Below are 13,848 nucleotides of genomic sequence, written 5' to 3'. Positions count from 1 at the left end.
CGGAATTAAGTGAGTGAAGAGGGAAGAAATGCAGGGTTTGGAAAGTATCGTGTCGCACAATGTCGTTTTGAACAGTGGGGAAGTAGAGGAGAAGCGCGTTGAGATTAAAGCGTATTTTAACCAAACTTACACGCTCTATGAAACCCTGTTTGAAACGCTTGTGTCGGAGGATGCCTTTTATCTGCGTCCTTGTTCGCTACGCCACCCACTGATTTTCTATTTTGGTCATACTGCCACTTTTTTTACCAATAAGCTGGTGTTGGCGAAATTACTGCCGAATCGCATCAATTCAAAAATTGAATCTATGTGCGCAATTGGTGTGGATGAAATGTCGTGGGACGACCTTAATGACGAGCATTATGACTGGCCGAGTGTCGGTGCGGTGCGCGAGTATCGCCAGCAGGTCAGAGATGCGGTTAATCATTTGATCGATACCATGGAATTTCATCTGCCGATTGATTGGCAAAGTCCGATGTGGCCAGTGATCATGGGCATCGAACATGAGCGCATTCATTTAGAAACCTCATCTGTGTTGATTCGCCAGCTGCCTTTAGAGCAAGTGAAGCCACATCCATTGTTCACGATTTGTCGTGAGAGTGACGAAGCACCTGAAAATGTTCTTTTTCCGGTTCCAGCAGGCGAAGTAGCTATCGACCATAAGGATCCCGCAGAATTTTATGGCTGGGACAATGAGTATGGCACGCACAAAGCCGAGGTGACAGAATTCAAGGCGGCAGCATTTTTGTGTTCCAACAAAGAGTATTTGGCGTTTGTTGAAGCAGGAGGCTACGACAACCCAGTTTACTGGGATGAGGAAGGTAACCGTTGGCGCCAGTTTACGCCGGACAAACATCCGACTTTTTGGGTGAAAAAGGGCGATGCATGGTGGTTGCGCTGCATGACAGAAGAAATCCAGATGCCTTGGGACTGGCCGGTAGAAGTCAATTATCTGGAAGCGGATGCTTTTTGTCGCTGGAAATCTCATGAGACGGGCAAAGCTATCCGCTTGCCAAGTGAAGATGAGTATCTACGTTTGAGAGATCATACCGATGCCTTAGTGCATCATGACAAACATCCCGGCCTTGCCAATATCAACCTGGAACGTTTTGCGTCTTCCATGCCGGTGAATTGGAACCAGACGGGAGATTTTTTCGATGTTATCGGCAATGTTTGGCAATGGACGCAAACGCCAATTTATCCTTTTGAAGGCTTCAAGGTGCACCCGTTGTATGATGATTTCACCACGCCGACTTTTGATAACAATCACAACATTTTTAAAGGTGGTTGCTGGATATCGACCGGAAATGAAATCAACGGATATTCTCGCTATGCCTTCCGCCGCCATTTTTTCCAGCACGCCGGATTCCGTTATATCGAGTCAGACCATGAGGTGCAAACGCAGTTTTCCACTTATGAAACCGATGCTGCGGTGGCGCAATATTGTGAATTCCATTATGGTGAAAGTTATTTCGATGTAGAGAACTTTGCCCAACGCTATGCGCGTACTGCTATAGAAGCGATTCGGAAAGACCAGGATTTTGCAGGTCGCAACGATTTGTCTGTTTTGGAAGTTGGTTGTTCCGTTGGGCGGGCCAGTTTTGAGTTGGCGTTAGGTTTTGAGCAGGTAATGGGATTGGATTTTTCTGCGAGATTTATCCAGATTGCCAACCAGCTCAAAACAACCGGGTCGGTGTTATACACCTTGCCGATAGAAGGTGAGATTGTCGACTTCAAGAAGAAAACCCTCGCCGAATATGGTTTGGCGGATGTCGCTCATAAGTGTGAGTTTTTGCAGCAAGATGCAAGTAACCTGAAACCGATTTTCACCGGCTATGACATGATTGTGGCGGTGAATCTGATTGATCGTTTGTATGATCCGACCAAGTTCTTGAAGGATTTGGCGCATCGACTGAATGAGGGTGGGTTGTTGATGCTGGCTTCACCTTATACCTGGTTGGAAGCGTTTACCGAAAAGGCCAATTGGTTGGGTGGATATAAAGATGAACAGAGCGGTGAAAACGTCACCACATTAGAAGGCATTACCGCCTTATTGCAAGATGAGTTTACAATGATTCGTGAACCTTTCGATATTCCGTTCGTGATTCGAGAGACACAGCGTAAATACCAACATACGTTGTCTCAAGTCACTTTATGGAAAAAACGTTAGGGTGTTGAAGGGATTTAAACAAGGCTAATGGATTATGGCAGATTTTAATAGAGTGTTTCCCCGTGAGGACACAGACGCAGAAAAGTATGCGTTGCGAAAGGCATTGTTCGGCCGGGAGGATATTCTTCCTATGTGGGTGGCGGATATGGATTTACCGACGCCGAACTTTATCATGCAAGCCATCAAGACGCGTCTTGAGCATCCGATTTTGGGTTATACCCATATGTCTGAAGCGGTTTACCAAGCCATTATCGATTGGCAAGCGTTTCATGAATATGAGGTGAAGTCCGAAGAAATCGTTTTCACCCATAATGTTGCCAATGGCTTTTTCATGGCAGTGCAAGCCTTTACCAAAGCGGGAGAAGCTGTTTTGGCGATGCCGCCGGTTTACCCACCTTTTTTGACTGCGCCAGAGTTGAATGGCAGAAAGCTGGTGACTGCGCCTTTGGTGCTAAAAAACGGACGTTATGAAATCGACTTTGATTTGTTGGAAAGTAAAATTGTTGAGAACAAGGTTCAGCTGATTTTGTTTTGCCATCCGCAAAATCCGTCCGGTAGAGTGTGGACAGAAAATGAGCTGAAAAAGTTGGCTGAGATTTGTGTGACGCACAAAGTGACAATCGTTTCCGATGAGATTCACTCTGACATGATTTTTTCCGGCAAACATATCCCTCTGGCGACGATTTCGGATGCCATTCGACAACAAACGATTACCTTGAGTTCGCCAGGCAAAACCTTTAATCTTGGCGGGTTGCAAATAGGCTATGCCATCATTGCCAACCCCAAATTGAAAGCGGCGTATTTGAAGGTGAGTCAGTCGGTGAGTGTAAAAGGGTTGAACTTATTTGCTACCGTTGCGCTTGAAGCCGCATACAGCGAGAAGGGCAGACGCTATGTGCAGGAGTTAAACCAGTTCCTGCAACAGAATATCGACAAGACGGTCGACTTTTTTCAAACGCATTTTCCACAAGTGACGGTTATGCGCCCGGAGGCATCCTATCTTGTCTGGTTGGATTTTTCGACCTTATGTTCGGACCATGCCGCTTTGAAAAACTGGATTATCAACGATGCAAAGTTGGGATTGAACGATGGCGAATCGTTTGATGTAAAAACCGACAAGCCCAATGCCGGAACCTGTTTCATGCGAATGAACCTAGCCGTTCCGCCTAGAGTGCTGCAACAAGCCTTCAGTCATTTCAAAATGGGATTAAATCAGCTGCCTAAATTGTAGGATTTAGTGCTATTCTTACCGACTGAAATTCAAAAAGAGTGCGCAAAGCACCAAACGCAGACAAGCGATAAAAATCTACCAGGTTGGGGTGTAACTTGGATTGTCATGACTCGTTAATTTTTTCTATTTTCTCGTAAAGGCGTGATGTTTTATGTCGACTTCAAATCATTTATCCAAAAAAATCTCTCAAATCCTAGATTATGATCTGGATAAAAGGCTCATCAATCTAGTGAAGATGCTGAGAGTTGTTTTGGTTGTGTTTATGATTGTTTATTTGGCGGCGTGCTTGTTCAGTATTTCCAACAAGTTGTTTGATTTCTTGATGCATCAAGGTGCTTTGAACTTTCCGTCAATGAAGGTTCTGTTGACCGATGCACTTTTCACCCTGATCGTGCTGGCAATCGTCAATGCTTTGTTCATCAGAAACAGCTTTGATTACGCCTTAACCTTCTTGGAAATCGCTTTTGTGGTGGTGATTCGAAAATTGATTCTTTTGGACACGACACCAGACGAGAACGGAACCCTGTTGATTTTGGGTGGTATCTCAGCGGTCTTCTTTGCGTTGATTATTTACATTCATGGTTTGATGAGACAATGGCGAGAAAAAGAACCGAAAGTCATGGACGAAGCTTCTAAGTAAGTCCTTTCTATTAAGTTATTGAGTAAACAACCGCTAGCGACTTGCTTACTTAACCAGACTTCGACTTTACGAACCGATTCAAAAGGAATTCAGATGATATACAACAGTCTTGGAAATACCGATATTCAAGTCAGTCGTATTTGTTTAGGTACCATGACTTGGGGTGAACAAAACACTCAGTCAGAGGCCTTTGAGCAAATGGATTATGCGCTGAATCAAGGCGTGAACTTCTGGGATACAGCAGAGCTGTATTCCGTACCACCACGTGCCGAAACTTACGGCGCAACCGAAATCATGATTGGTAATTGGTTTGCCAAGAACGGTCGACGCGACGATGTGGTGCTGGCCTCTAAAATCGCCGGGCCAATGGGACCAGCGTCACACATTCGTGATGGGCAAGGGCGTTTTAATCGAGAGCAGATCACTCAAGCGTTGGAAGCATCCCTTAAGCGTTTACAAACCGATTATTTGGATTTGTATCAATTGCATTGGCCGGAAAGACCAACCAACTACTTTGGTAAATTGAATTATGAGTGGGTAGATGAACCTCAGAATTTAACGTCTTTTGAAGAAACATTGGAAGTGCTGACTGAGTTCGTCAAGCAAGGCAAAATCCGTCAAATCGGGTTGTCGAATGAAACGGCTTGGGGGGCGATGAAGTTTTTGCAGATTGCCGAAGCGAAAGGCTTGCAGAAAATCGTCACCGTGCAAAATCCATATAGCTTGTTGAACCGCAGCTACGAAGTCGGTTTAGCAGAGGTTTCTCGCCATGAAGGCATTGGGTTGTTGGCTTACTCACCGCTTGGGTTTGGCGCATTGTCCGGAAAGTATCTGAACGGTGCTAAGCCAGAAGGCTCGCGTTTGGCATTGTTCCCTAACTATGATCGCTATATGGGAGCAAATGCTGTCAGAGCCACAGAGCTTTACGCGGCGTTGGCAAAAGGCAATGGTTTGACCCCGACTCAATTGGCACTGGCGTTTGTGAACTCACGTCCATTCCTGTCGGCGAACATCATCGGAGCAACCTCCATGGAACAGTTGAAAGAGAATATTGACTCCATCAATATCACCTTGGATGACGAAGTGCTGTACCAAATCGAACGGATTCATGCACAATACACCATTCCTGCACCTTAGGGTGATGGGCTTGTGCCGATTTCTAAAGTTATAGTAACAAGTATGGGGCTGGCAATCCGGTCAACGCCCATGAATAAAAATTTATGAGTTAGGAGTGTTATGTTTCACCCAAGACACCAACATATTTTGTTTGCATTTTTTATGGCGCTTTTCATGTCGTTTCTGATGTCAGGCGTGATCAGCTATATGAACGTAGGCTTGCCTGAGAACTTTTTGAAGGTTTGGTTTCACGCTTGGTGGACAGCGTTTGTGATTGCGTTTCCTATCGTGCTATTTGTGGCACCGATGGTGAGACGTATCGTCAATAAACTTGTCCGTGCGGTTGAGCATCCTCATCACAGCTAAAGCTCAGTTGAGTTACCCAACCTGGCAGATTTTTGATACTTATTGATTGTAAGCGTCGATAAACAGGTCTGGGATTTTACAGGCTTTTTGGGTGTGCAGATCCATGCAGACCCAAATAGTATGGCCTGAAAAGATTTTTTTCCCATCCGTTTCGCGATAGATTTCATAATGGCGTTTGCGTTGGCAACAGCCGATGCGCTCGCCTATCCAAGTACCCATCACAAGTTTGTCGTCAAGAAAGCAGGGGGCGAGGTAATTCAGCTCGTGTTGCTTCACCACCATAATCTTGCCTTGTTCTTTCTGTTGGTCGTAGTCGATACCGACAGATAAACTGTGCTGCCAAGCGATATGTTCCATCCAAGCCAGGTACACCTTGTTATTGACGTGTTTGAGGAAATCCAATTCTTCGGGTTTGACTTGGTGTTCCAGAATAAAAGGGTTTGGGTGCGGCCATGCAATCATATTGAATCTCTGTAGGGATAGTTGTTTGTGTAATGTCCCTTAAATCTTATATAGCAATGAATTTCGACGAAATCCAAGGGCTTTAGTATAATGCTCAACAAAGATTAGGCAAGTTGAAGTACTCAGGCTAAATACTGGGTGTTGAAATAAAAAAGTAAGGATTTTGAGTTTCATGTCGGGTAATACATTAGGACAAAATTTTCGTGTAACCACTTTTGGAGAAAGTCACGGTATCGCATTGGGTGCGATTATCGATGGTTGTCCTCCAGGCATGGAACTGACGGAAGAAGATATTCAAATTGAGTTGGATCGTCGTAAACCAGGTACTTCAAAGCATGCTACTGCGCGCCGTGAAGATGACAAAGTTCAAATTTTGTCGGGTGTGTTTGAAGGTAAAACGACCGGTACGCCGATTGGATTGATCATCCACAATACTGACCAACGTTCAAAAGATTATGCCAAAGTGGCGGAAACTTTCCGTCCTTCTCATGCTGACTACACCTACACGCAAAAGTACGGCATCCGCGATTACCGAGGTGGCGGGCGTTCATCTGCGCGTGAAACGGCGATGCGTGTTGCTGCCGGAGCGATTGCGAAAAAGTATCTGAAAGAACGCTTGGGGATCGAAATCAAAGGCTATTTGTCACAGCTAGGTCCCATTAAAGTCGAGAATGTCACTTGGCCGTTTGATAATGACAACGAATACTTTTGCCCAAGCCCTGAGAAACGCGAAGAAATCCGTGAATATATGGACAACCTGCTGAAACAAAAAGACTCTGTGGGTGCGAAAATTACGATTGTTGCCAGAAATGTCCCAGTAGGATTGGGTGAGCCTGTTTTTGATCGTTTGGATGCCGATTTGGCACATGCTTTAATGAGCATTAATGCTGTGAAAGGTGTTGAGATTGGAGATGGTTTTTCCGTTGCGGCTCAGCGTGGCACTGAGCACAGAGATGAGATGTCACCGGAAGGTTTCTTGTCCAACCACTCTGGTGGGATTTTGGGTGGGATATCAACCGGACAAGATATCGTTGCTCACATCGCATTAAAGCCGACTTCGAGCATTATGACGCCGGGCAAGAGCATCAACCGTGATGGCGAAGCAATTGAAATGGTGACTAAAGGTCGCCATGACCCTTGCGTGGGAATCCGTGCTACGCCTATTGCCGAAGCAAAAGTCGCATTGGTGTTGATGGATCATTTCATGCGTAACCGCGCTCAAAATGGCGATGTGGTGCCGCCGGTTATGGATTTAGCCAACGCAGAGCGCTGAAGCCATCTAGAAATCAACTGAAACTCAAGCCGGCAAATTTCTAAAAATTGTCGGCTATTTGATTTGCCTTCCTTTGTCTGTTTTTAAGGTTTTAGCTCATGCCGCAAGCCGCCTATAAACAAGCCTATCCTAAACTGTCGGGATTCTATTTCTTTTACTTCACCTTATTTGGTGCTGTGATTCCGTATATCAGCTTGTACTATCAATCCTTAGGGATGGACGCGATCCAAATTGGGCAGTTGATGGCGGTATTTGTCGGAACCAAAGTGATTGCGCCTAATTTATTAGGTTGGCTGGCAGATAAAACCGGAAAAACCGTTTATTGGTTGCGTTGGACCGGCTTTCTTACGCTAGTGTCGGCAACGGGTTTTTTGTTCTTTCAGAGCTTTTCCGGCTTGTTGCTAACGGTTTTCTTTTTCAGTTTTTTCTTTCATGCCGCTTTGCCCTTGTTTGAATCCTATACGTTTTCAAACCTTGCAGGACTCAAAGAGCGTTATGGACAAATACGCTTATGGGGGTCGATAGGGTTTATTGCTGCCGTGTTAGGTGTTGGTTGGCAATTACAAGTATTTACGACGCATGCCTATCAAATTTATCCTGTGGTGTTATGGGGGACTTCGATAATTGTTTTTTTGACAATGTTTTGGGTGCAAGATTTTGAATCTACTCCAACAGAAAAGACTACAGAAACGCCTTTGAGTTTTCTCTCGATTATTAAGCGACCATGGGTTATCAGCTTATTGTTAGTGACTATATTGGCGCAGTTCTCACATGGTGCTTACTACAGTTTTTATAGCATATTTTTGCAACAACACGGTTATAGCCAAACTGCGATTGCTTGGCTTTGGTCAGTTGGTGTCATTGCGGAAATTGGCGTGTTTTTCTTTATGCCGAGGCTGTTTCGTTCTTTCAGCGTCAAGCTATTGTTGTTGATTAGTTTGTTATTAACGTTTATTCGTTGGATGATGATTCCTTACGTAGCGGACTGGCTTAGTCTATTGATTTTGGCGCAAACTTTCCATGCAGCAAGCTACGGCCTGTTTCATGCTGCTGCGATTCATTTGATTGATGAGCACTTTCACGGTGTCAATCAAAGCAGAGGTCAGGCTATTTACGCTTCAGTCAGTCACGGTTTTGGCGGCGGCATAGGGATGCTGGTTGCGGGTTATGCTTGGCAAGCCGGTGGTGCGAGTTTGGCATTTTCCATCAGTGCTATTTCTATTTCTTTTGCACTTTTTATCACTCAGAAATGGGTACAATCTAGTCATTAATCACACCAAGGAGATTGTTATGAGATTGTTGCATACGATGTTAAGAGTAGGCGATTTACAAAAATCCATCGACTTTTACACTCAAGTGTTGGGTATGAAGTTGTTGCGTCAAAATGATTACCCTGCGGGAGAGTTTACGCTGGCATTTTTAGGTTATGGCAATGAGGACGAAAACACCGTATTGGAGCTAACCTATAATTGGGGTGTGGAGTCATACGATTTAGGTGCCGGCTATGGGCATATTGCAATTGAGGTGCCAGATGTTTACAAAACCACCGAGGCGGTTAAAGCTGCGGGCGGTAAAGTGATTCGCGAAGCTGGACCAATGAATGCAGGTACAACTATTATTGCCTTTATTGAAGACCCAGATGGCTATCAAATTGAATTTATTGGCGAAAATCATATCCGAAATTAATTCTGAGTCAAAAGGGATTGGTAACTATCTAACCACCCTTGCTTGTTGGCAATAAGCAAGGGAAGTTATGATCCTTAGAACTCGTACTCAACCTGCAATCTAGCAGTACCGTTTGAGGTAGATCGGGTTAGTCCAAAAAGATATGCAGCGTTGTACTTTAAATGTCCAATTTTTCCAAAAATGGCAGGTCCAATTTTGTGTTCTTGTTCAGATGCAGGTGACCAATTATCCCACGCTCCAACTTCACCAAAACTTTGCACGCCGAATTCGAAGCTTTTTTGTAAGCGATATTTGGCCTGCAGTTGATATTGTCCCGCGACTATATTTGAAGAGGGTGTGCTTCCTCCGATTTTAGCTTCAAATAGGACGTTAAAGTTATATTGCATTTTCCCTGAATTTGTCTGAAACAAGGGGCCTACTTTAAATTCGGATGGTTCCTTTCCATTTGAAGGGAGCTCTAATTCGGTAATAAGGCCGACATCTACCGGGTAGCGTCCAGTTTCAGTTAATTGAAACTTGTTTTCGAACTCCAGAATATTAAGTCCAGGTTTTCCATTTTCTTTTTCAGATTTTAGGTATAGCTCGGTAAACCATCTTTCACTGGCACCATAACCAAACCCAAGACTAGTCACGTTCTGACTGTAATCCTGTACAGCTTTGCTTTTGCCACTAAAACCATATTTAAAGTCAATTTCGAACTCACCATTTTCGACCGTTGGTGTATAGATATAATCGGCAGCTCCCGCATGTGCAAGACTGGAATGCATTGTTCCTAAACAAAAATACAATGGGATAGATTTTAAAAGTTTTTTCACATGACTTCCTTGTTTGGTTGGTTTGTTTTTTTTATCCATTTAATTGAAAGAAAAATAGTGAGCAGAGTTACAAGGTAAAATACAACTTGAATGCCATCTGGTCTTGCGCTATAGCCAAACAACGCTTCTAAAAATTTGCCTAATATTGATTGATTGGACAATAAAGTTGATAGGTCCCATAAAGGGGTAGCCAAACTTGGAATTTTGTCGGCTTGAACTAGATATTTGGCTACTTGTGATGACATGCCCGCAGCCAAAAATGCGATTAAAATAGTTGTGACTTTAAAGAAGAACTGAACCGGCAAGCGCAATAAACCAGAGTAGATGATGTATCCAATAAGGATGCCAAGAAGAATACCTATTACACCTCCCATGAGCATCGATAAGGAGCCGATTCCCGAAGCTGAGATGCCATATAGGAAAACGGTGACTTCTGACCCTTCTCTCAAAATAGCAACCCCAACAATAATTAATAAAACCGATAATGCTTTTTTTCCATCTCGGATAGCCATGCCTGTTTCTTTGGCGGATTGTGCTAGTTCTGCACCGTGAGTTGACATCCAAACTGTTTGCCATCCAAGCATAGCAACAGCAATGCTCATGATAGAAGCGTTGAATAATTCTTGTCCTATACCATTGGCAAGTTGGCTCAGTTCGTTGCCTAAATATGCAATAAGAACAGCCCCGGAAATTCCGAGTAAAATTCCAGATACTAACCACTTACTTTTGTTGGGAATTGTTTTCGTTGCAGCAGCGATAATTCCGATTACGATAGCGGCCTCTAATACTTCTCTGAAAACAATAATGGCGGTTTCAAACATGCGTTTTTCCTTATTTAACTAGAATTGTACCTTTAGCCGTTTTTGGAAAAAATTCCCCAAAAAACTTGTAAGAGCCTGGCTCAAGTGGACCAATGTATACTTTTGCTGTGCTATTCCCATTAATTAGCTTTTCGCGGTTTAAGCTATAACTTTCAAACTCTTCAGGCGTGTGATCTTCATTTTTAATAATTAGAAGAACTTTTTGACCGGGTTGGATTTTTATTTCAGATGGCGAAAACTGGTGGTTTTTTATTGTCATAACCATTTGCGATATCGGTGCAGCTGATGCCAAAGGTGGAAATGCTAAAATCAAAAAAATAGAAAAGAGTGTTTGTATGTGTGCAAGCGGCTTCATATTATTACCATTACCTAATAATTAACTTAATGAATATGATAATGATTTGTATTAACAAGTCAATTGCTTTTTTTTTTTTTTAAAATGATGAAGAAAATAGCTTTTTAAAGCAGATAGTGGTTAGCTGTAATTAAGTATTTCGTCATACTTCAACTTTAAACTTATCTTTTTTTCAGTTTGAAAAAAGAGTAGACTCGTTAATTAGAAGATATTACGTACGACGATGTGGCTTGATGTTTAAAAAACTTTTTCTAATCTTATTTCTTGTTCAAACCTTGGCTTCAGCCGCGTGGGGAGCTGTAGGAGCGCCGGTGTTCACTCCGTCGGAGCAGATTGAGATGAAAGTTATGCATCATGTAATGCACTTAGATTCTGCAGTCATGAATGGCTTTAAGGTGAAAGCTTATCAGGCTGGTCAGTGCGTTAGTAATCCACAAATGCTTTCTTGTGATCAATGTAATACGACTAGTTGTCATAATCTTTTATGTGCATCTATTCATGCGGCACCTGTTTTTAATTTAGTAGATACATTTAAAGTCAATTTGCAGCCTCTTCAAATCGATTCAAACGTGATTTTTGTTGTTCCATTAACAACAACAACGGTTCAACCTGAACTTCCTCCCCCTAATACGATATCAATTTAACGAATGTTAAATTTGATATATGTTCTTTTTTAAAACTGGTAGTTTAATTACTTAATATCTTTCCAGTTATTCAGGCCTTATATTCGTTATTGATCGCTTTTCGATCAATTTCAAAACATTCGTTAGTTTCGCTCCAAATACACTAGAAATATCTTTTGTAGAAATTATTTGACCAGTAAGTCAGTCAGGAGTTCAATGATGAAAACTAACTCACAACCTAATTCAGAAATGAATCGCAGACAATTTGTAAAAGGCTTTGCTTTAAGCAGTTTGACTGCTGCAATTGCAACACACATACCTTTAGCTCAAGCCGGAAATATGGCTATGGGATTAATGAGGTCTTACACCCCCCCTAAATCCTCTGAGATGGGGCCTGGGCGCCCAGCGCTGATGGGTACGGAGTTTGATTTAACCATTGCAGAAAAAACAGTCAATATCACCGGAACGCCTTCAAAAGCAACATTGGTTAATGGTTCATTACCTGCCCCAACACTTGTTTGGCGTGAAGGAGATGAAGTAACCATTCGTGTAAAGAATGAAATGGATGTTGATACGTCTATTCATTGGCATGGCATGGTTGTGCCAACGGGCATGGATGGTGTACCCGGCTTAAGCTACCCTGGGATAAAGCCAGGTGAAACCTTTGAGTATAAATTTACCGTCAAACAACATGGAACCTACTGGTATCACAGCCATTCAAGATTCCAAGAGCAAACAGGTCTATATGGCGTAATAGTGATCCTGCCAAAGATGCCGGATCCCGTGGAATATGATCATGATTATGTTGTCCAGTTGACAGACTGGTCAGATACCGATCCTGAAACTATCTATACCAACCTCAAAAAGATGGGCGATTACTACAACTATAACCAAAGAACGGTTGGTGACTTCTTTTCTGAGGTTAAGAAGTATGGCTTTTTCAATGCTTGGAACAAGCGCAAGATGTGGAATGACATGGTCATGAGTGACCGTGACTTATCTGATGTTACTGGTGCAGATTACACCTTCTTAATGAACGGACTGTCTCCAAATGCCCATTGGAGAGTCGTTACGCAACCGAATAAGAAAATCCGTTTGAGAGTGGTCAACAGTTCTTCTATGACCTTCTTTGATGTCAGAATTCCCGGTTTGAAAATGACGGTGATTGCCGCAGATGGTCATTTAGTTCAGCCTGTGACGGTTGATGAGTTCCGTATTGGTGTTGCTGAAACCTACGACATTATTGTTGAACCAGATGGAAAACAACCTGCATATGCAATTTTTGCACAAGCGATAGATCGTTCTGGTTACGCTTTAGGCTCCATTACAACCGATCCCAAAATCCTTGCTGAAGCACCAGAAATGGATCCTTTGCCAATACTAAGTATGGCGGATATGGGGATGTCTATGAATATGTCGGGAATGGATATGAGTTCAGGTTCTAATAATTCGACTATGGATATGAATGCTGCTTCAAGCATGAATGGCATGAATATGGATTCAGGAAATAACAATTCAAATATGCATTCAGGCTCGAATATGAACGGTATGAATATGAGTTCTGGCATTAATAATTCAAATATGAACTCAAGTTCAAGTATGAATGGTATGAATATGAACTCGAACAAAGGCTCAAGTACTTCCATGAATATGGGAGCACAATCTGGAATGTCTGGCGGCGGCATGGGAATGGATAATGTCGTTATTCCTATGGATATGAACCCTGATTTGCCTCAAATACATGTTCCTGCCAAGGATGGGCCTCAAATTGAAATGCGTGCTCAAGATCCGAAGTATCGACTAGACGACCCGGGAGTTGGTCTTCGAAATAACGGGCGTAAAGTGTTGACTTATGCGGATCTGAAAAACAGATTCCCAACCATGCGTGAACCAAAACCGACCAAAGAACTTGTGCTTCATCTTACAGGAAATATGGAGCGGTACATGTGGTCGATTAACGGCATTCCATACCCTGATGCTGAACCGCTGCGTTTCGAATATGGAGAACGAGTACGTATTACGTTTATTAATGACACTATGATGAACCATCCTATGCACTTGCATGGTATGTGGAGTGACTTGGAGACTGGTGATGAAAATCACATTCCAAGAAAACACACCGTGATTGTTCAACCTGGTTCCAAAATCAGCTATCGCGTGACGATGGATGCTGAGGGGGACTGGGCATATCACTGCCACATGCTTTACCACATGATGGGTATGTTTAGAAAAGTCGAAGTTCGCAAAACACCTGCGTAACTTTTAGAAAGGACTGACACATCATAGGAGAAAT

The 13,848-nt window shown here is 43.0% G+C and carries 14 protein-coding genes; 10 read left to right on the top strand and 4 right to left on the bottom strand.

The features are described 5' to 3' along the window. Nucleotides 1-28 precede the first annotated feature (28 nt). The 5 genes from ovoA to HVMH_RS08560 all read left to right on the top strand — a co-directional run bounded on the left by ovoA (nucleotide 29) and on the right by HVMH_RS08560 (nucleotide 5,520). A complete protein-coding gene (ovoA, locus tag HVMH_RS08580) occupies nucleotides 29-2,167 on the top strand; it encodes a 5-histidylcysteine sulfoxide synthase (protein ID WP_029910022.1) in 2,139 nt (712 codons plus the stop codon). A gap of 34 nt (nucleotides 2,168-2,201) precedes the next feature. After that, nucleotides 2,202-3,398, top strand: coding sequence for a MalY/PatB family protein (locus HVMH_RS08575; protein WP_029910020.1), 1,197 nt, complete (start codon nucleotides 2,202-2,204; stop codon nucleotides 3,396-3,398). A gap of 151 nt (nucleotides 3,399-3,549) precedes the next feature. Next, entirely contained in the window at nucleotides 3,550-4,038 is a 489-nt protein-coding gene (locus HVMH_RS08570; RefSeq protein ID WP_029910018.1) for a phosphate-starvation-inducible PsiE family protein, read from the top strand. Between the two features lie 93 nt (nucleotides 4,039-4,131). Continuing rightward, on the top strand, nucleotides 4,132-5,175 hold the full coding sequence (locus HVMH_RS08565) for an NADP(H)-dependent aldo-keto reductase (protein ID WP_029910016.1): 1,044 nt from the start codon (nucleotides 4,132-4,134) through the stop codon (nucleotides 5,173-5,175). Nucleotides 5,176-5,274: 99 nt separating this feature from the next. Further along, nucleotides 5,275-5,520 carry a DUF2798 domain-containing protein gene (locus HVMH_RS08560; RefSeq protein WP_029910014.1) on the top strand — a complete coding sequence of 82 codons (246 nt, stop codon included), beginning with the start codon at nucleotides 5,275-5,277 and terminating at the stop codon, nucleotides 5,518-5,520. Nucleotides 5,521-5,559: 39 nt separating this feature from the next. On the opposite strand, the gene HVMH_RS08555 is transcribed toward HVMH_RS08560, so the two are convergent. Continuing rightward, a complete protein-coding gene (locus HVMH_RS08555) occupies nucleotides 5,560-5,982 on the bottom strand; it encodes an acyl-CoA thioesterase (protein ID WP_232087751.1) in 423 nt (140 codons plus the stop codon). A 172-nt stretch (nucleotides 5,983-6,154) separates the two neighbouring features. On the opposite strand from HVMH_RS08555, the gene aroC reads away from it, so the two are divergent. The 3 genes from aroC (at nucleotide 6,155) to gloA (ending at nucleotide 8,941) form a co-directional block, all read left to right on the top strand. Continuing rightward, on the top strand, nucleotides 6,155-7,255 hold the full coding sequence (aroC, locus tag HVMH_RS08550; protein WP_029910010.1) for a chorismate synthase: 1,101 nt from the start codon (nucleotides 6,155-6,157) through the stop codon (nucleotides 7,253-7,255). Between the two features lie 98 nt (nucleotides 7,256-7,353). After that, nucleotides 7,354-8,526 (top strand): MFS transporter, encoded by a 1,173-nt coding sequence (locus HVMH_RS08545; protein ID WP_029910007.1) that lies wholly within the window; start codon nucleotides 7,354-7,356, stop codon nucleotides 8,524-8,526. A 19-nt stretch (nucleotides 8,527-8,545) separates the two neighbouring features. Then, nucleotides 8,546-8,941, top strand: a complete 396-nt coding sequence (gloA, locus tag HVMH_RS08540) for a lactoylglutathione lyase (protein ID WP_029910005.1) — start codon at nucleotides 8,546-8,548, stop codon at nucleotides 8,939-8,941. Nucleotides 8,942-9,015: 74 nt separating this feature from the next. Here the strand turns inward: gloA and HVMH_RS08535 are convergent, their stop codons facing one another. From HVMH_RS08535 to HVMH_RS08525, 3 genes are read right to left on the bottom strand one after another with little or no spacing between them, the layout of a single operon-like run. Continuing rightward, on the bottom strand, nucleotides 9,016-9,756 hold the full coding sequence (locus tag HVMH_RS08535) for a DUF3187 family protein (RefSeq protein ID WP_081822709.1): 741 nt from the start codon (nucleotides 9,754-9,756) through the stop codon (nucleotides 9,016-9,018). Beyond that, a complete protein-coding gene (locus HVMH_RS08530; RefSeq protein ID WP_029910000.1) occupies nucleotides 9,753-10,577 on the bottom strand; it encodes an FTR1 family iron permease in 825 nt (274 codons plus the stop codon). Before HVMH_RS08530 ends, HVMH_RS08535 begins: the two co-directional genes overlap by 4 nt. Before the next feature lie 10 nt (nucleotides 10,578-10,587). Further along, the gene (locus tag HVMH_RS08525) at nucleotides 10,588-10,932 is read right to left on the bottom strand and encodes a cupredoxin domain-containing protein (RefSeq protein ID WP_051623009.1); all 345 of its coding nucleotides are present in this window, start codon (nucleotides 10,930-10,932) and stop codon (nucleotides 10,588-10,590) included. A 233-nt stretch (nucleotides 10,933-11,165) separates the two neighbouring features. On the opposite strand from HVMH_RS08525, the gene HVMH_RS08520 reads away from it, so the two are divergent. Continuing rightward, nucleotides 11,166-11,576, top strand: coding sequence for a hypothetical protein (locus HVMH_RS08520; RefSeq protein ID WP_029909997.1), 411 nt, complete (start codon nucleotides 11,166-11,168; stop codon nucleotides 11,574-11,576). A 198-nt stretch (nucleotides 11,577-11,774) separates the two neighbouring features. Next, nucleotides 11,775-13,814 carry a copper resistance system multicopper oxidase gene (locus HVMH_RS08515; protein WP_029909995.1) on the top strand — a complete coding sequence of 680 codons (2,040 nt, stop codon included), beginning with the start codon at nucleotides 11,775-11,777 and terminating at the stop codon, nucleotides 13,812-13,814. Nucleotides 13,815-13,848 lie beyond the last annotated feature (34 nt).

It is taken from the genome of Hydrogenovibrio marinus (genome assembly GCF_013340845.1).
Lineage (GTDB): Bacteria > Pseudomonadota > Gammaproteobacteria > Thiomicrospirales > Thiomicrospiraceae > Hydrogenovibrio > Hydrogenovibrio marinus.
The sequence above is the reverse complement of the archived record's forward strand: the minus strand, read 5'-3'. Positions and strand labels throughout refer to the sequence as shown.